Annotated in this window: 14 protein-coding genes and 1 tRNA gene; 5 read left to right on the forward strand and 10 right to left on the reverse strand. The window is 73.3% G+C overall.

Annotation, left to right across the window (positions count from 1 at the left end; all coding sequences use genetic code 11):
- Nucleotides 1-2: 2 nt before the first annotated feature.
- A complete protein-coding gene (gene selD, locus A4A78_RS10720) occupies nt 3-998 on the reverse strand; it encodes a selenide, water dikinase SelD (RefSeq protein WP_369816763.1) in 996 nt (331 codons plus the stop codon).
- 97 nt (nt 999-1,095) lie between these two features.
- Here selD and A4A78_RS10725 point away from each other — a divergent pair.
- The 3 genes from A4A78_RS10725 (at nt 1,096) to A4A78_RS10735 (ending at nt 4,608) form a co-directional block, all read left to right on the forward strand.
- A tRNA-Sec gene (locus A4A78_RS10725) sits at nt 1,096-1,190 on the forward strand.
- A gap of 194 nt (nt 1,191-1,384) precedes the next feature.
- Nucleotides 1,385-2,800 carry an L-seryl-tRNA(Sec) selenium transferase gene (locus tag A4A78_RS10730; protein ID WP_156488623.1) on the forward strand — a complete coding sequence of 472 codons (1,416 nt, stop codon included), beginning with the start codon at nt 1,385-1,387 and terminating at the stop codon, nt 2,798-2,800.
- Nucleotides 2,800-4,608 carry a SelB C-terminal domain-containing protein gene (locus A4A78_RS10735; protein ID WP_062949843.1) on the forward strand — a complete coding sequence of 603 codons (1,809 nt, stop codon included), beginning with the start codon at nt 2,800-2,802 and terminating at the stop codon, nt 4,606-4,608. The genes A4A78_RS10730 and A4A78_RS10735 overlap by 1 nt, the downstream gene beginning before the upstream one ends.
- A gap of 95 nt (nt 4,609-4,703) precedes the next feature.
- On the opposite strand, the gene A4A78_RS10740 is transcribed toward A4A78_RS10735, so the two are convergent.
- Nucleotides 4,704-5,180, reverse strand: a complete 477-nt coding sequence (locus tag A4A78_RS10740; RefSeq protein ID WP_062949845.1) for a hypothetical protein — start codon at nt 5,178-5,180, stop codon at nt 4,704-4,706.
- Nucleotides 5,181-5,443: 263 nt separating this feature from the next.
- Between A4A78_RS10740 and A4A78_RS10745 the strand changes: the two genes are divergently transcribed.
- The gene (locus A4A78_RS10745; RefSeq protein WP_062949083.1) at nt 5,444-6,754 is read left to right on the forward strand and encodes a hypothetical protein; all 1,311 of its coding nucleotides are present in this window, start codon (nt 5,444-5,446) and stop codon (nt 6,752-6,754) included.
- A 67-nt stretch (nt 6,755-6,821) separates the two neighbouring features.
- Here A4A78_RS10745 and A4A78_RS10750 read toward each other — a convergent pair whose 3' ends face one another.
- From A4A78_RS10750 to A4A78_RS10785, 8 genes are all read right to left on the reverse strand, one after another.
- Nucleotides 6,822-7,337: a hypothetical protein gene (locus tag A4A78_RS10750; protein ID WP_062949085.1), complete on the reverse strand. Its 516-nt coding sequence runs from the start codon at nt 7,335-7,337 to the stop codon at nt 6,822-6,824.
- The gene (locus A4A78_RS10755) at nt 7,334-7,849 is read right to left on the reverse strand and encodes a hypothetical protein (RefSeq protein ID WP_062949087.1); all 516 of its coding nucleotides are present in this window, start codon (nt 7,847-7,849) and stop codon (nt 7,334-7,336) included. The genes A4A78_RS10750 and A4A78_RS10755 overlap by 4 nt, the downstream gene beginning before the upstream one ends.
- Before the next feature lie 20 nt (nt 7,850-7,869).
- Nucleotides 7,870-10,536: a valine--tRNA ligase gene (valS, locus tag A4A78_RS10760; RefSeq protein WP_062949089.1), complete on the reverse strand. Its 2,667-nt coding sequence runs from the start codon at nt 10,534-10,536 to the stop codon at nt 7,870-7,872.
- A 186-nt stretch (nt 10,537-10,722) separates the two neighbouring features.
- Nucleotides 10,723-11,781, reverse strand: coding sequence for a biotin/lipoate A/B protein ligase family protein (locus tag A4A78_RS10765; RefSeq protein ID WP_062949847.1), 1,059 nt, complete (start codon nt 11,779-11,781; stop codon nt 10,723-10,725).
- A gap of 147 nt (nt 11,782-11,928) precedes the next feature.
- Nucleotides 11,929-13,224 (reverse strand): hypothetical protein, encoded by a 1,296-nt coding sequence (locus A4A78_RS10770; RefSeq protein WP_062949091.1) that lies wholly within the window; start codon nt 13,222-13,224, stop codon nt 11,929-11,931.
- Between the two features lie 201 nt (nt 13,225-13,425).
- Nucleotides 13,426-14,478 carry an ATP-binding cassette domain-containing protein gene (locus A4A78_RS10775; protein ID WP_197466669.1) on the reverse strand — a complete coding sequence of 351 codons (1,053 nt, stop codon included), beginning with the start codon at nt 14,476-14,478 and terminating at the stop codon, nt 13,426-13,428.
- Nucleotides 14,475-15,260, reverse strand: coding sequence for an ABC transporter permease (locus tag A4A78_RS10780; RefSeq protein WP_062949093.1), 786 nt, complete (start codon nt 15,258-15,260; stop codon nt 14,475-14,477). Before A4A78_RS10780 ends, A4A78_RS10775 begins: the two co-directional genes overlap by 4 nt.
- A 73-nt stretch (nt 15,261-15,333) precedes the next feature.
- On the reverse strand, nt 15,334-16,128 hold the full coding sequence (locus A4A78_RS10785) for an ABC-2 family transporter protein (protein ID WP_062949095.1): 795 nt from the start codon (nt 16,126-16,128) through the stop codon (nt 15,334-15,336).
- Nucleotides 16,129-16,310: 182 nt separating this feature from the next.
- Between A4A78_RS10785 and A4A78_RS10790 the strand changes: the two genes are divergently transcribed.
- The gene (locus tag A4A78_RS10790; protein WP_062949097.1) at nt 16,311-17,621 is read left to right on the forward strand and encodes a dicarboxylate/amino acid:cation symporter; all 1,311 of its coding nucleotides are present in this window, start codon (nt 16,311-16,313) and stop codon (nt 17,619-17,621) included.
- Nucleotides 17,622-17,749 lie beyond the last annotated feature (128 nt).

Consider the following 17,749-nt stretch of genomic DNA (forward strand, 5'->3'; position numbering starts at 1 on the left):
GTTCAGCGGACCTGGATGCCCTCGCCCGCGACGGTCTCGCCGATCACCGGATAGCCGGGCACCTCGCCGATCACCAGCAGGCCGCCCGAGGTCTGCGCATCGGCGAGCAGCAGCAGATCGTCCTCGTCGATTCCGGGGCCGGCCTGGACCGCATGGCGCACCCACTCGAGGTTCCGTCGCGTCCCGCCGGAGACGAACCCGTCCCGCAGCGCCTCCGCCGCGCCGTCGACCAGCGGCACCGCGGCCCGGTCCAGGATCATCCCGACCCCGGACGCGCGGCCCATCTTGTACAGGTGGCCCAGCAGGCCGAAGCCCGTCACATCGGTCGCGGCCCTCGCCCCGGCGGCGAGAGCCGCCTTCGAGGCATCCCGGTTCAGGGTCGTCATCACCTCGATCGCGGCGGCGGAGACCTCGCCGGTGGACTTCATGCGGTTGTTCAGCAGGCCCACCCCGAGCGGCTTCGTCAGCGAGATCGGCAGGCCGGCCTCCGCGGCGTCGTTGCGCAGCAGACGGTCCGGGCGGGCGGTGCCGGTGACGGCCATGCCGTACTTGGGCTCGGGATCGTCGACCGAGTGCCCGCCGATGACAGGCACCCCGGCCTCCGTCGCGATCGCGAGACCGCCGGCGAGCACCTCCTGCAGCAGCTCGTAGGGCAGGACCTCGCGGGGCCAGCCGACGAGGTTGATCGCGACCACGGGGTCGCCGCCCATCGCGTAGATGTCGCTGAGCGCGTTCGCGGCCGCGATCCGGCCCCAGTCGTGGGCGTCGTCGACCACGGGGGTGAAGAAGTCCGCGGTGGAGAGCACAGCCGTGTCGCCGTCGGGCCCGCCGATCCGCACGGCGGCGGCGTCGTCCCCGTCGTCCAGGCCCACGATCACCTGGTCGTACTGCTGCCCGGCGAGGGAGGAGACGACCTCCTCGAGCTCGCCCGGCGGGATCTTCGAGGCGCAGCCGCCTCCGTGCGCCATCGTGGTCAGGCGGATCTCGGGGCGGGCCAGGGGCTGGATGGGGGAGTCGCTCATGGCCCGACCCTAGCCCGGGCCGCCTGGGGAGGGCGAGCGTCGTCCCAGGTCCGGCGGTGATATCGTCGCCCGCGGAGGCGTACGTGTCCTGGTGGGCGCCCCAGTCTTCAAAACTGGTGAGACCGAGCATCTCGGTCTGGCGGGTTCGATTCCCGTCCGCCTCCGCCAATTCTGCCGTCCGCCGCCGGGCGGACGCTCCGATCCCGTGCGCAGGAGGTCCCGTGCCCCAGTCCCCGAGCGACGCCGAGGGCACGACGACCCCGGGCCGGGGAGGCCACGGCGCCATCGGCCACGACGCGAAGGGCCCCGGCACGGCAGGCCCCGGCAGGTCAGGCCCCGGCGCAGGGGACCCCCGTCGGCGGATCCCGCGCACGGATCGCCTGCTCGCCCTGCCCGAGGTCGCCGCGGCGAGCGGCGCGATGGGGGAGCGCGTGGTGCACGACCTGGTCCGCGCCGCCCAGGACCAGGCCCGCCGCGGCGAGATCGCCCCGGAGGACGTGACCGCCGCGGTGCTCGCCTCCCTCGGGGAGCACAGCGCCTCCACGCTGCGCCCCGTGCTGAACGCGACCGGCGTCATCGTCCACACCAACCTCGGCCGGGCCCCGCTCTCGCCCGCGGCCCGGCAGGCGGTCCAGGACGCCGCCGGGTACACCGACGTCGAGTTCGACCTCGCCACCGGCGCCCGCTCCCGCCGCGGCGCCGGAGCGCGGTCCGCGCTGCTCGCCGCCTGCCCCGCGGCGGAGGATGCGCTCGTGGTGAACAACGGCGCGGCCGCCCTGCTGCTGGCCACGACGGCGCTCGCCGCGGGCCGCGAGGTGCTGTGGAGCCGCGGGGAGCTCGTCGAGATCGGGGCCGGGTTCCGGCTCGCGGAGCTCGTCGCCTCCGCCGGGGCGCGGGTGCGGGAGGTCGGCACCACCAATCGCACCCATGCGAGCGACTATCGCGACGCGCTCACGGCCGGGACCGGCGGGGAGCAGGGCGCCGCCGCCCCGGGACCGGGCGCGCGGCCGGCTCCCGCGGACGAGTCGTCCGTCGGCGCGATCCTCAAGGTTCACACCAGCAACTACCGCATCGAGGGCTTCACCAGCGAGGTCGGGATCGCCGAGCTCGCCGCGCTCGCGCACGAGCACGGGATGCCGCTGATCGCCGATCTCGGCTCGGGACTGCTGCGCCCCGAGCCCGTGCTGCCCGACGAGCCCGATGCCGCCTCGGCCCTCACCGCGGGCGCCGACGTGGTCATCACCAGCGGCGACAAGCTTCTCGGCGGTCCTCAGACCGGGATCCTGCTGGGCCGACGCGAGGTGATCGCGCGCCTCGCCCGCAACCCGCTGGCCCGTGCGGTCCGCGCCGACAAGCTCGCGCTCGCCGCGATCGAGGCGACCCTCGCCGGACCCGTCCCGCCCGTCCTCACGGCGCTGCGCACCGACCCGGACACGCTGCGGGAGCGGACCGACGCGCTCGCCGCCCGGCTCGGCGGCCGAACTATCGCCCATGACGGCCGCGTCGGCGGCGGGGGAGGGGCCGAGGTGCCGCTGCCCGGCTGGGCGATCGCGCTCGAGGAGGAGCTCGCCGCGGAGCTCCGCACCGGGGACCCGGCCGTCGTCGGCACCGTCCAGGGCGGCGCGTGCCTGCTGGACCTGCGCTGCGTGCCCGCCGAGGACGAGGACACGCTGGTCGGCGCCGTCGCCGCGGCAAGGGAACGGCTGCGCGTCCGCGAGGACCGCCGTCGCCCCGAGCGCGCCTCCGCGCAGGATGCTGAGCAGGATCTCGCGCGATGATGCAGGTCATCGCCACCGCCGGGCACGTCGACCACGGCAAGTCCACCCTGATCCGCGCGCTGACCGGCATCGAGCCGGACCGCCTCGCCGAGGAGAAGCGGCGCGGCCTCACGATCGACCTCGGTTTCGCCTGGACCGTCCTGCCCTCCGGTCAGGAGGTCTCCTTCGTCGACGTGCCCGGCCACGAGCGGTTCCTCGGCAACATGCTCGCCGGCATCGGCCCCGCCCCCATCGTCTGCTTCGTCGTCGCGGCCGACGAGGGCTGGCAGGCCCAGTCCAGCGACCATCGCGACGCCGTCGCCGCCCTCGGCATCGACCAGGGCCTGCTCGTGATCACCCGCGCCGACCTCGCTCCCGACAGGGTCCCGGAGGTCATCGCCCAGGCCCGCACGGAGCTCGCCGGCACCGGACTCGCCGCCGCGCCCGCTCTCGCGGTCTCCGCCGTGACCGGGGAGGGGATGGACGCGCTGCGCGTGCAGCTCGATGAGCTCGTCGCCGCTGCACGCCGTCCCGACCTCGGGCAGCGGGTGCGGCTGTGGGTGGACCGTGCCTTCACCGTCTCCGGCGCCGGCACCGTGATCACCGGGACCCTCGCCGCCGGCACCCTGTGCCGCGAGGACCGGCTGGAGCTGACCGGCACGCACGGCGGTGCGGAGCCCGGGGGTGAGGGGACCGAGGTGCAGGTCCGCGGTCTGCAGTCCCGCGGCGGAGGGCTCGCCGAGCTCGGCCCCGTCAGCCGCGCCGCGGTGAACCTCCGCGGTGTCGACGCGGAGCAGGTCGGTCGCGGCGACGCGCTGATCACCCCCGGGGCGTGGCACCTCAGCACCCAGGTCGACGTGCGCCGCACCACCGGCGAGGACCTCGCGGGCGCCCCGGGCGAGCTGATCGCCCACCTCGGCACCGCCCAGGTCACCGCGCGGGTGCGCCCCTTCGGCGAGGAGCATGCCCGGCTCACCCTCGAACGCCCGCTGCCGCTGGCCGTCGGGGACGCGCTCGTGCTGCGCGGCAGCGGCAGCCACGCTGTGCGCAGCGGGGTTCGCGTCCTCGACGTCGACCCGCCCGCCCTGGCGCGGCGCGGCGACGGCCGCCGGCGACAGGCCGTGCTCGAGTCGATGCCCGCGGGCGGGGACCTCGCCGGGGAGGTCGCACGCCGCGGCGCCGTGAGCGAGCAGGTGCTGCGCCGCTTCGGCCTCGCCGTCCCCGAGGAGCTGCCCGACGGGGTGGAGCGCCGCGGCGAGCAGCTCGTCGACGCTCGGGCGCTCGCCGACTGGCGGGAGAGGCTGACCGTCCTCGTCGCCGAGGCCGTTCAGGCCGATCCGCTCTCCGCCGGCCTGCCCCGCAAGGCCGCCGCCGACGCGCTGGCGCTGCCCGCCCCGGAGCTGCTCGACGCGGTCGTGGCCGCCGCCGGCCTCACGCTCGAGGCCGGCCGCGTGAAGGACCCGTCCGCCGCCGCAGGACTCGGCGCCGCCGAGTCCGGGGTCGCACAGCTCGAACGACGGCTCGCCGAGACCCCCTTCCGCGCCCCGGAGGCCGAGGACCTCGCCGCCCTCCGCCTCGGTGCCCGCGAGCTCGCCGCCGCCGCAGCGCAGGGCCGGCTGCTGCGACTGCCCGACGAGGTCGTGCTGCTGCCCGCCGCGCCCGCGCTCGCCATGCGGGAGCTGGCCCGGCTCGAGCAGCCCTTCACCACCAGCGAGGCCCGCCAGGCGCTGGGGACGACGCGCCGCGTCGCGATCCCGCTGCTCGAGCATCTCGACGGCCGCGGCTGGACCCGTCGCGTGGACGCCGGGCACCGGGAGATCGTGCGCTGAGCGCGGGCCGTGACGCGCCCGGGTGCACCGCCCGCCTCGGCCACAGCCCGGTGGAGCATTGACCTCCAGGGGCGGGCTCTGCCGCGCCGCGGGCGTCAGCGGTGGCCGGCGAGCCAGGCGCGGTGCGCGCCGAGCAGGGCGTTCTGGGCGCGGCTGTGGTCCGAGGGCCCGAGCAGCGCGGCCGGCGAGGTCGGCGACTCCCACAGGGCCCGCACCTCGACCTGGCGGCCGTCGCGCAGCTGCGCGATCGCGACCACCCGTCGGCTCGTGGGCGGGGGCGGCAGCAGCTGGTGGATCTCCTGCCAGCGCAGCGACTGCTCCGCGCCGACGAATCCGCACCAGGTGAAGCCCTCCGGGTCGATCTGCAGGCGGGACCGGCGGGCGCCGCGGAGGAGGAGCAGTCCGGCGCCGATCCCCATCGCCGCGGGGATCAGGAACATCATGAACCAGGCCGTCTCCAGCGCGATCGACAGGACGGCCCCGGCGAGCAGAGCGGCCACGCCGATCAGGGCGACCATGGGGCCGACGACGACGTTCACCCGAGCACCGGCGCTGCGGATCGTGGCCTGCACGAGGATCTCCCTGCGGGTCGAGGACGAGGGCCCGACCACCCTAGCGCGGGGCGACGAGCTCAGCGTGGGCTCCTCTCGTCCTCGCCGTCGCGGCAGCACGGCGGGCCCCGGGGCCCGCCGATGGGGAGTACTCCCCATGGTCGGTGCCGTGCGGCCTGCCTAGGCTGATCAGCGTCGCCGTGCCCGGCTCGGTCGACAGCAGCAGAGGGGCAGGGGCAGGACCGGACACGGTCCGGTCGCGCGACGAGGACTTCGGGGGAGAGATGGTGGCGGGCTTCCAGGGCGGCGACACGGAGCAGATGCGGCAGCAGGGGACCGCCTTCGAGCAGGGATCGCGGACGGTCGACGAGATCACCGACGCCGCGACGAGGCTCATCGACTCGGTGCCGTGGATGGGACCGGACGCGATGGCGTTCCGCGCCCTCTGGCACGGGGTGATCGCGCCCGGCCTGCGCGCGAAGGCGGAGGACCTCCAGGGCCGCGGCGAGGAGATCCGCCGCCACGCCGAGGAGCAGGACGAGGCCTCCGCCGGGGACGGGGGCGGCCTGCTGGACGTCCTGCGCGACCTGTTCCCGATGCCCTTCCCGGGCCCGCTGATGCCGCTGCCCGCGCCGATCCCCGGACTGCCCCTCACCCCGGGCGTCATCGACCACCTCCGCAAGGACCTCGAGGACTGGTTCACCGGCGGCGACGGCGACGGGCCGCAGGAGTTCTTCGGCGATCCCGGCTTCACCTCGCGCGGCGCGAAGTACGGGGACGACCGACCGATCGGCGAGCAGATCGCCGGCGGCGACTCGCTGTGGGACGGGCGCGAGATCGACGAGAGCTTCGGATTCCTCGACGGGTACGCGGGGTATGACTACAGCCTCGGCACCAACGTCACCACCGATCCGTACGGCAACGTGACCGGGACCCTCGGCGGGCGGGGGAGCGCGGAGATCGGCATCGACGATCGCCTCGAAGGGCCTCTCGGGACCGGGATCCAGGCCGGCGCCCGGGTGGGCGCGGAGGGCTACGCGGAGGCCGGAGGCACCCTCGGACCGGACGGCGTCGCCGCAGGCGGCCGCGCCGGGCTCGGCGCCTACTCCTCGCAGTACGCCACCGTCGACGGGCCGCTCGGCAATTCGGGGACGATCAGGCAGGACCTGTACGCCGGGGCGAACGCCAGCGCGAACGCGTACTCGCACGTCACGCGCAACGAGGACGGTCAGGTCAACGGCTTCAGCCAGGGCTTCGACGCCCGGGCCTTCGCCGGGGCGCAGGCGACCCAGACCTTCGAGGCGACCTCGCCCGGCGGTTGGCTCTCGGGCTCGACCTCGATCAGCGAGAAGGCCGGCTACGGGGTCGGGGCGGGCGCGGGGCAGACGATCTCCACCGACGAGATCTCCGTCAGCGTCGCCGGATCGATCGCGAAGGAGCTCGGGCTCGGCGGCTCCACCACCGTGGCTCTCCATCCCAACCAGATCGTGAACACCTTCACCCCGGGCGACTACGACATCGACGACGCGATCGGCGACGCCTCCGGTGCATTCCAGGGGGCCACGGACTTCGTCTCCGACAAGTGGCCGTTCTGAGCAGCGTCGCCGTCGGCCGGATCGCCGTCGCACCCAGCACCGAGCGCCGGCGGTCAGCTGCGGCGGCTCAGCGCCATTCCGGCATCCAGCCCTGCTGAGGGCCCCGGGCCAGCGCCCACCACCGGGCATGCGAGGCGACGAGGTCGCTCGCCGCCTCCCGGTAGGCGCCGTCCGCGCTGTTGCCGCCCTCTCCCGAGGACATGGCCAGCGCGCCGATCACCTGCACCCTGCCGTCGCGGCGATGCAGCGCGACGGCGCGGGGGCCCCGGCGCCCCGAGGGCACCTCGACGTGGGCGACCTCCGAGAACAGGACTACGCTCGGGGCCCCGAGCACGCCGTACCAGGTCACCCTGTCCGTGCCGACGAGCACGCGGCGCCGCGCCCCGACCAGTGCCATCACCGCCCCGGCGAGGCCGAACAGCGGCAGGCCGAGCAGCATCCCGAGCAGGGAAGGGCTGCGTGTGAGGGCCCAGCCGAGCACCGGCACCACGCCGAAGAGCAGCACCGCGACGACGACGAGGGCCACGCCCATCCACAGGAACATCCGGTTGACGCCGGAACGGTACGTGCGGCACCTGCTCATGACAGCCCGTGCCCTCCTCCGGCGCGCCCTCGTGCGGCATGCGCGGCGAGCCACTGCTGGTGCGCCCGGACCACGGTGGACCCCGCTCTCAGGTACCACGGGTGCGGGCCCGTGCAGTCGTCGGCGCTCTGCGTCTTCCGCAGAGGTGCGACCGGGACCACCGAGCCGTCGTGGAGCCACAGGAGCACCGCATCGCCGGGTTCGCCCATCCCCGGCACCGAGACGTGATGGATCTGCTCCCACGGCACGAAGCCCCGCGCCCCCAGCATCGTGGACCAGGTGACACCGCGGTGGTCCACGCGCGCCGAGGCGCGGCGCGCCAGCAGGAACAGGGCCGCCCCGGCGGCGATCACCAGCAGCCCGAACAGCACCGTCAGCACGGCGCCGAGCAGCTCGCCCTGCACGACCAGCGCCACGGCGTAGAGCGTCGTCATCACGCCGACGAAGACGACGCCCGCGCCGGCCCACATGAGCGAGGAGCTCGAGCCGGCGCGGACGGTCGTGGGCATCATCGGGTCCCTGTCGTCCGGGCTCAGCCCTGGTTGCGCGGCTGCTTGACCGGCGGCTCGCCGAGCTCGACGTCGCGGGTGGTGATCTCCTCGCCCGTCCCGGCGACCAGCTCGAGCCTCTCGATCCGGCCGAGCGCCGTGAGGTCCGCAGCGGCGGCCTCGAGATGCGCGAGCGCCGCCTCGGGAGCCTCGACGGTCACGGCGAGGATCGGGGTCTTCTGGGAGACCTTCGCGTCGGACTTGATGCGGCGCACCACGATCGCTGCCTGGGCGACGGAGTCCACGAGCGAGGAGTCCTGGCCCTGGGCGGCCTCGCGCAGCGGCGCCGACTCCGGCCAGGGCTGGGTGTGCACGGAGCCGCCGCGCCACCACGACCAGACCTCCTCGGTCGCGAAGACGATCACGGGCGCGAACAGGCGCAGCAGCACCTCGAGCGCGATCGCGAGCGCGGCCCGCGCGGAGGCGGCACCGGCCTCGCCGTCCGGGGAGTTGCCGTGCGCGCGCTCCTTGACCAGCTCGATGTAGTCGTCGCAGAACGCCCAGAAGAAGGGCTCGGCGACCTCGAGGCTGCGGGCGTAGTCCATGTCCTCGAACGCGGTGGTGGCCTGGTCGACCACGTCCGCGAGCTGGGCGAGCAGCGCCCGGTCCAGCGGATCGGTGACCACCGCCGGGTCGGCGGCGAGACGACCCGACGGGTCCGCGGGAGCCTCGCCGAAGCCGAGCGCGAACTTCGAGGCGTTGAGGATCTTGATCGCGAGGCGTCGGCCGATCTTCATCTGCCCCTCGTCGAAGGCGGTGTCCACGCCCTGTCGCGCACGGCCCGCCCAGTAGCGCACGCCGTCGGAGCCGTGCTGCTGCAGCAGGCCGATCGGGGTGACCACGTTGCCCTTGGACTTCGACATCTTCTTGCGGTCGGGGTCCAGGATCCAGCCGTTGATCGAAGCGTGCTTCCACGGCAGCGCGTCCTGCTGCAGGTGGGAGCGCACGACCGTGGAGAACAGCCAGGTGCGGATGATGTCGTGGCCCTGCGGGCGCAGGTCCATCGGGTAGACCTTCTCGAACAGCGAGGGGTCCGAGTTCCAGCCGCCCGCGAGCTGCGGGGACAAGGACGAGGTCGCCCAGGTGTCGAGGATGTCGGGGTCGGCGACGAAGCCGCCGGCCCGGTCCCGCTGCTGCTCGGTGAAGCCGGCCGGCACGTCGATCGTCGGATCGATCGGGAGCTCGTCGACGGACGGGGTGAGCACCGTGTCGTAGTCGGTCTCGCCGTCCTCGCCCACGCCGTACCAGACCGGGAAGGGCACGCCGTAGAAGCGCTGGCGGGAGATCAGCCAGTCGCCGGCCAGGCCCTCGACCCAGTTGCGGTAGCGGGACTCCATGTAGGCGGGGTGCCAGGTCAGCTCCTTGCCGCGGGCGATGAGCTCGTCGCGCAGCCCGCCCTCGGAGGAGTCGCGGCCGCCGTTGGTGAGGTACCACTGGCGGGAGGTGACGAACTCGAGCGGCTTGTCGCCGTTCTCGTAGAACTTCACCGGGTGGGAGATCCTCTTCGGCTCGCCGACGAGGTCGCCGGACTCGGTGACCATCTCGACCACGCGCTTCTGCGCGCTGAACACGGTCAGGCCCGCGAGCTCGGCGTAGGCGGCCTGGCCCTCGTCGGTGGAGATCCACGGCGCCTCGGGCAGGAAGCGGCCGTCGCGGCCGACGACGGAGCGGGTGGGCAGCTCCAGCTCGCGCCACCAGATCACGTCGGTGGAGTCGCCGAAGGTGCAGATCATCGCGATGCCGGCGCCCTTGTCCGCCTGGGCCAGCGGGTGCGCCTTCACGGGCACCTCCACCCCGAACAGGGGAGAGGTGACGGTGGTGCCGAACAGGTCCTGGTAGCGCTCGTCGTCGGGGTGGGCGACCAGGGCCACGCAGGCAGGGAGCAGCTCGGGGCGGGTGGTCTCGATGAAGACCTTCTCGCCATCGGGGCGGGTGAAGCCGATGCGGTGGTAGGCGCCCTCGCGGTCGCGGTCCTCCTGCTCGGCCTGCGCGACGGCGGTGCGATAGGTGACGTCCCACATGGTGGGAGCCTCGGACTGGTACGCCTGCCCGGCCTCGAGGTTCTCGAGGAAGGCGCGCTGCGAGGTGGCGCGGGAGTGGGCGTTGATGGTCTGGTAGCTGTGGTTCCAGTCCACCGACAGGCCCAGGGTGCGGAAGACCTCCTCGAAGGACTTCTCGTCCATCGTGGTCAGCTTCTCGCACAGCTCGATGAAGTTGCGGCGGGAGATCGGGACCTGGTTCGCGGCCTTGGAGGACTTGTTCGAGCCGCCCTCCATCGGGGGCGTGAAGTCCGGGTCGTAGGGGAGCGAGGGATCGCAGCGCACCCCGTAGTAGTTCTGGGCGCGGCGCTCGGTGGGCAGGCCGTTGTCGTCCCAGCCCAGCGGGTAGAAGCAGTTCTTGCCGCGCATGCGCTGGTAGCGCACGATCATGTCGGCCTGCGAGTAGCCGAAGACGTGGCCGATGTGCAGCGAGCCCGAGGCCGTGGGCGGCGGGGTGTCGACGCTGAACACCTGGTCACGGGTGGTGTCCTCGTCGAAGGCGTAGAGCTGCTGCTCGCTCCATACGCCGTCCCACTTCTCCTCGAGGCCCTCGAGGGAGGGGCGATCGGGGATCGAGGTCTGGGCGTCAGGGCGCGATGCGGTGTCGGTCATGGGGGTCATTGTTCCAGGTCTGCGCCCCCGTGCAACGCAGGCGTCAGCACTGTGAGCGCTCTCGCGCCACGGCCTTCCCTGCTTCCCGAGCCGAGCGGCCGATGGCCTGAGCGGGTCCGTGGCGGCACGGTCGGGCATATGCACCATCTGATGCCGCCATGAGCCCGTCGGCGACGCAGCCGACGCTCACGGCACCCGCGCGGTCCATTCCTCGGTGCCGAACTTCGTCTCCACCAGCTCGCGGGCCTTCGCGAGCTCGTCCTCGGTGTACTCCGAGTCGACGGTGTCGTAGCGGGCGCGGAAGTACTCGAGGAACCCGTCGATGATCTGCTCGCGGGCGAGACCGGTCTGGGAGCGCATCGGGTCCACGCGCTTGTTCGCGCTGCGGGTGCCCTTGTCGGAGAGCTTCTCGCGGCCGATCCGCAGCACCTCGCCCATCTTGTCGGCGTCGATGTCGTAGCTCATCGTCACGTGGTGCAGCAGCACGCCGCCCGCGAAGCGGCGCTGGGCGGCGCCGCCGATCTTGCCCTGCTCGGAGGCGATGTCGTTCAGCGGCACGTAGTGGGCCTTCACCCCGATCTCCGCGAGCGCGCCCATCACCCAGTCGTCGAGATACGCGTAGGCCTGCTCGAAGCTCAGCCCCTCCACCAGCGAGGTCGGCACCACGAGGGAGTAGGTGATGCAGTTGCCCTGCTCCATGAACATCGCGCCGCCGCCGGTGATGCGACGCACCACCCCGATGTCGTGCTTCGCGGCGCCCTCGGCGTCGATCTCGTTGCGCAGCGACTGGTAGGAGCCGATCACCACCAGCGAGGAGTCCCAGTCCCAGATCCGGAAGTGGGGGCGGCGCCGCCCGGCGATGACCTCCTTCGGCAGCACCTCGTCGAGCGCCACGTGCATCACGGGAGGCAGGACCACGGGCGGGATCACGTCGAAGGTGAGGTCGTCCCAGCTCGAGGCGTGCCCGAGGGCGCGCCGCACCGCGATCGCGACCGCCTCGGCGTCGAAGCCGATCATCTGCACCGGCTCGGGACGGGCGGCGAGCCGGTCGGTGATCGCGGCGCCGAGCTCGGCGGCGGTCGCGTCGGTCGCCATGCCCTCGAGCGCTGCGTTCAGGTCCTCGAGCGCCTCATCGGGCTCGAGGAAGAAGTCGCCGAACACGTGCGCGGAGGCGATCCGGCCGGCCTGGGCGGTGACGTCGACGGCGACGAGCTTGCCGCCGCGGACCTTGTACTCGCCGTGCATCACCGGGGTCTCGCTCGAAGCATCCATGGCCCCATCCTCGCGCATCCCTGCACGGCGCGGCGGGGCCGACGGGTCATGCCACGCCGACCGGCCATGCGGAGCCGCCGTGCCGACGGGGCACGGGGCCGACGAGCACGGGCCGCGAGATCACGGGATCGTCAGCGAGCGCAGCGCCCGGTGGACCTCCCAGACGAAGTCCGCGGTGGACTGGCTCTTGCGGGGCGCCACCGCATAGGTCTCCTCCGGCCGGTCCGCCGTCGCCTCGCGCGTCACCTTCGGGATCAGATGGGTCCAGTCCCGCTCGCCGCCCACCCAGATCCGGTAGGTGGTCCCGGTCTCGTCGCCGCGATGGAGCAGGCGCAGCCCCATCGTGGTCGCGGTCAGCGCCGGCTGTCGTCGGGCGGGCGCGAGATCGAAGCCGCGGTCCCGCAGCAGCATCGGGTTCAGCACCGCCCACAGCAGCAGGCGCGCCCCCTCCACCTCCGGGGAGGCGGGGGCGCCGATCAGCTCCTGCGGCGCGGGCATCGCGCCCTCGTCGGTGCGCCAGGCCGTGCGGCGGGCGAGGGTCTCCAGGCGCTCCGTCGCCTCCGCCCTCTCCTCGTCGGTGCGGGGCAGGCCGATGCCCAGCGGCATCGGCTCGTGGCCGGCGCGCTGGAGGTGCACGGGCGTGCCCTGCTCGACCTCGCCGAACTCGAGGCCGGTGCGGTGCAGGCGCACCCCCGCCTGGAGGTGCGCGTCGGTCTGGCCGCGCCGGGTCGAGAAGTGCGGGCTGGTGCCCAGCAGGTCGCGGGAGGCGCGGTGCATGACGTCGAGGTGGCCGCGGAACTCCCGGGCGACCGACTTCTTGGTCAGCAGCCGCTTCGCCTCCACCGGGTACTGCACGATGGGCCGACCCGAGTTCTCGCCGATCTCCCCGATCGTCTCCCACAGCGCCTGATGGCCGGGATCGGCCTTCGACATCCGCCGGGCGAGCGAGCGCCAGCTCGTGGCCTGCACCCGCTCGGGCAGCTGCTCCTCGCCGCCGACGAGGTCGCTGCGTCGCGAGACCGCCAGCAGCAGATGGTGCGCCGAGGTGCCGAGCGCGGCCAGGTGCTTCTCGAGCTGGGTGGTGCGCAGCAGCCCCTCCGTGCTCACCACGATGCCGAGGCGGGCGCCGTCATCGGACTCCGGGGAGGTCGGGAGGATCTCGGCGACCAGGTCGGGGGAGCGGCGGTGCAGGCGCGGCGCGGCGACGATGCTGCCGGTGGCGCGCTCGGTCCGGAGCACCGTGCGCAGGAACGCACGGCGGCTGCGCGGGGCCATCAGCACGAACTCGAGCATGTGGCGGAGGATCGCGTCGGCGCGCACGGGCCGCTCGGTGCGCTCGGCGCTCTCCGGGGCGTTGACCGTGCGCTCGACGGCGTAGGTGAGCATCTGTCCGACGGTGGCGTAGGAGCGGGCCATGGTCCTCCTTCTCTCGCGCCGTGCCCTGCCGCGGCGGGAACTGCCGGGCGGGAGACGGGATCTCTCAGTATCCCCCGTGGACCAGTGTGCATCAGCGCAGGTCGCGGAGCGCGGTGTGTCCTCGCATGAACGAAGGGGCGCGCCCGGTGCGGCGTCGGCCGGACCGGTCCGGGGAGGATGGCGCCGGCGAGCCCGCCGTCGTCAGCCCGGACGGTCCCCGGCGTTGATGCGCCGCACGAGGTCCTCGACCGCCGGTTCGGTGAGGGAGAGGTCCTGCACCTCGGCCTGGGTGCCGATCCGGGTCAGCAGCGCCGGCACGGTCAGCTCCGCCCCGGAGAACGCGATCCGGTGGCGGATCCCCTCCGCCTCGATCGCGAGGGTCCGCGCCCCTTCGGGCAGCGCGAGCTCCTCGATGCGCGGTGCGGCGAGGTCGAGCACGAGCTCGCGCGGCGAGCCGAGCCGCTCCCGGAAGCCGGCGAGCGCGCCGTCGTAGGCGACCTGCCCGGAGGCGACCACCACGATCCGGTCGCACAGCCGCTCGACGTCGCCCATGTCGTGGGTGGTGAGGAACAGGGTGGTGCCGCGCTCGGCCCGGTCCTCGCGCAGGAAGCGACGCAGCCCCTCCTTGGAGACCATGTCCAGCCCGATCGTCGGCTCGTCGAGGACGACCAGGGCAGGGGAGTGCAGCAGCGCCGCGGCGACCTCCCCGCGCATCCGCTGCCCGAGCGACAGCTGACGCACCGGCCGGTCGAGGAACGCGGCGAGGTCCAGCCCCTCCACGAGCCGGTCCAGCCGCGCGGCGAGGGCCCGGTCGGTCAGGCGGTGCATCGCGCCGAGGATCCGGTAGCTGTCCCGCAGCGGCAGGTCCCACCACAGCTGCGAGCGCTGCCCGAACACCACCCCGATCTCGCGGGCGAGTCGCCGACGCTCCGGCACCGGGTCGCGCCCCAGCACCCGCACGGTGCCCGCCGTGGGCTGCAGGATGCCGGTGATCATCTTGATGGTGGTGGACTTCCCGGCGCCGTTCGCGCCGACGAAGCCGACGGCCTCTCCGCGCTCGATGCGCAGCGAGATCTCGTCGACCGCGCGCACCCGCTGCCGCCGGCGCCGGCGGGAGCCCGGGGCGGCGGCGCGCACGACGTAGTCACGACGCAGCTGCGCGAGCTCGAGCGCGGGGGAGGACTCGACGTCGGGGCTGCGGGCGGCCGACGGGTCCGACGGGATCGGGTGGGACGGGACGGGGTGAGAGGTCATCCACCTGCTCCTGTGTAGCGACGGACCCCCGCACGCCAGAGCACCAGGGCGATGGTCCAGGCGAGGACCGCCACGGGCAGGCCGATCCAGCCCGTCCAGGACGGGACCAGGGCGGGGCCGGGCAGACCCAGCAGCGCGAGGGCGGGGGCGTAGGCGATCAGGGTCGCCGGGATCACGAAGGTGAAGAAGGCACGCATCGGCAGGGCGAAGACGGCGCCGGGGGTGGTGGCGACGTAGTTGCCGCCGTAGGTGAAGGCATTGGCGAACTCGCGCCCGTCCACCAGCCAGAACTGCAGCGCTCCGGCCATCGTGAACAGCGCCCCGAAGATCAGCGCCCCGGCGAACGGGGCCAGCACGGCGAGCAGCAGCAGCGCCGGGGTCGGGGAGAAGCCCGCGATGGCCAGCGCGGTCACGTACATCCCGAGCCCCACCGCGATCCTCCCGATGCGGCGCAGAGAGAGGTCCAGGCTCGAGATCTGCAGCAGCAGCGGCACCGGACGGATCAGCAGCGTCTCCAGGCGCCCGGAGCGGATCTGCGCCGAGAGCCCGTCGATCTCCCCGAAGAACATGTCGCCGATCCCGAAGGCGAGCGCGCCGAGCCCGTAGACCACCGCGACCTGCGAGAGCGTCATCCCGCCGAGGACCCCGACCTGGGAGAGGATCACCCACAGCTCGAGGAACTCGGTGCCCACGATCAGCACCTGGCCGAGCACGTCGGCGAGGAAGCTGGTGCGGAAGCTCGCCTGCGAGCGCAGGCGCGAGCCGTAGAGGGTCGCGACCATGCGCGCGGTCGAGACGGGGCGGTCCTGCGCCCCCGTCCGGCTCCCTGCGCTCGCGGCGCCCGGCCTCTCCCGCTCAGCCACCCTGCACCTCCAGGCTCCGTGTGCCGGCGCGCAGCATCGCCCAGGCCGCGAGCGCCAGCACCGCCGTCCAGCCGATCTGCACGCCGATCAGCCCGAGCGCCTCCGCGGGCGCGACGCGGCCCGAGAGGGTGTCGATCGGGGTCTGGATCATCGAGGGGAACGGGGTCGCCCGCGCGATCGCCAGCAGCCAGTCCGGGAACCACACGATCGGGATGAGGAAGCCCGAGAGCAGGTTCATCGTCGCGTTGTAGACGACGGTCAGTCCGCGGGTCTCCACCAGCCAGAACGCGGCGAGGTTCACCATCATGTCGGCGAGGAAGGCGACCGTGATCGCGAGCAGCAGCGAGAGGGCGCCGAGCAGGTAGGACAGCGGCTGCTCGGGCAGGGCGAGCCCGGTCACCAGGGCGCCCACCGCCAGCGGAGGGATGCCGCGGGCCAGCAGCAGGAACGACGCACGGCCGAGCTTCTGCGCGTAGTGGAGGCTCAGCAGGTCCACGGGGCGCAGCAGGTCCACCGCGATGTCGCCCTGGTGGACCCGCTGGGACACCTCCCGCGTGCCGAAGGCCTCGATCGGGGCGAGCAGCGCCTGGCCCAGCCACACATAGGTCGCCGCCTGCAGCATCGTGTACCCGCCGAGCTCGCCGCCCGCCGTTCCGATCGCGGCGAACATGATCGAGGCGCGGATGAACCCGAAGACGGTGTTGGTGAAGATGCCCGCGGCGGTCGCCATCCGGTAGGTGGAGTACTGGCGGAAGGCGGCAGCGGCGATCCGTCCGTGAGCAGGCACTCGATCAACCCTAGTGCGCTGTGGGGCGTGCCACAAGGGAGGAGCGGCCGAGGCGCGGGCCTGCATGTCGATCCCGTCGGCGTCCCCATGGACCGGGAGGCCCTTCTCCCGGGGGCGCGCCCGCGAGCATCGGCCGTCTACGCTGTCCCGGTCCCCGTCCCTCCTCAGCGAACCGGACCCTCATGAACTCGAATCTCGACAGCGCCGTCGACTCCGCCGCGGAGGATCCCGCGGCGGTGCACGGTGCCGCTGACCCCGCCGCGGCCACCCCCTCCGCGGCTCCCCGTCGTCCCCGCTTCGGCCTCCTGCCCCGGATCCTCATCGCGATCGTGCTCGCGATCCTGCTGGGCCTGGTGATGCCCGAGTCGATCGCCCGCGTCTTCACGACCTTCAACGGCGTGTTCTCCGGCTTCCTCGGCTTCCTCATCCCGCTGATCATCGTGGGCCTGGTGACCCCGGCGATCGCCGAGCTCGGCCGCGGCGCCGGGAAGATGCTCGCCGCCACCACCGGCATCGCCTATCTCTCCACCGTGCTGTGTGGGCTGTTCGCGCTCGGGATCTCGCTGGTGCTGCTGCCGCGGATGCTGGACGGCGCGAGCATCGGCGCCCTCGAGAACCCCGAGGACTCCGCGATCGCGGCCTACTTCGACATCGAGATCCCGCCGGTGTTCGAGGTGATGACGGCGCTGGTGCTCTCCTTCTGCCTCGGCATCGGGCTGACCCTCGTGAAGAAGGGTGCCCTGCAGGAGTCCTTCGAGCAGCTGCGCACCATCATCGTGCGGATCATCGAGGCGATCATCGTGCCGCTGCTGCCGCTGTACATCTTCGGCATGTTCCTGGGCCTGACGATGAACGGCCAGATCTGGACCGTCATCGGCACCTTCCTCGCCGTGATCCTGCTGGTCTTCGCGATGACCGTGGTGGTGCTGCTGGCCCAGTACGGCGTCGCAGGCCTCGCGATGGGGAAGAACCCGCTGCGGATGCTGGGCCGGATGCTCCCGGCCTACATGACGGCGCTGGGCACCAGCTCCTCGGCCGCGACCATCCCCGTCACCGCCGAGTGCGCCAAGCGCAACGGCATCCCCGACGCGATCGCCGACTTCGTGATCCCGCTGTGCGCGACGATCCACCTCGCGGGCTCCACCCTGAAGATCACCACCTTCGCGGTCGCGATCATGATCGTCACCGGCATGGAGCTGAACGTCCCGGCGCTGCTGGGCTTCGTGTTCATGCTCGGCATCGTGATGATCGCGGCGCCCGGCGTGCCCGGCGGCGCGATCATGGCCGCCGCCGGCGTGCTCTCCTCGATCCTCGGCTTCGACGAGGCGGCCGTGGGCCTGATGATCGCCGCCTACATCGCGATCGACTCCTTCGGCACCGCCACCAACGTCACCGGTGACGGCGCGATCGCCGCCGTCATGACCCGGCTCTCGAAGGGCCGGGTCGAGGGCGACCTCGCCGCCGGGACGCACGAGCAGGTCCACGGGGTCTGAGGCCCCGCATCCCGCAGGAGCGGCCGACGGCATCGCCGTCGGCCGCTCCTGTCATCGCGGCCGTTCCTGTCGTCCGGCCGCGTCCTACCTCCCTGCCGCCATGGCCGCGCCGGCGGCCCCGTCGACGG

The sequence above is a fragment of the Brachybacterium sp. sponge genome (assembly GCF_001613775.1).
Lineage (GTDB): Bacteria > Actinomycetota > Actinomycetes > Actinomycetales > Dermabacteraceae > Brachybacterium > Brachybacterium conglomeratum.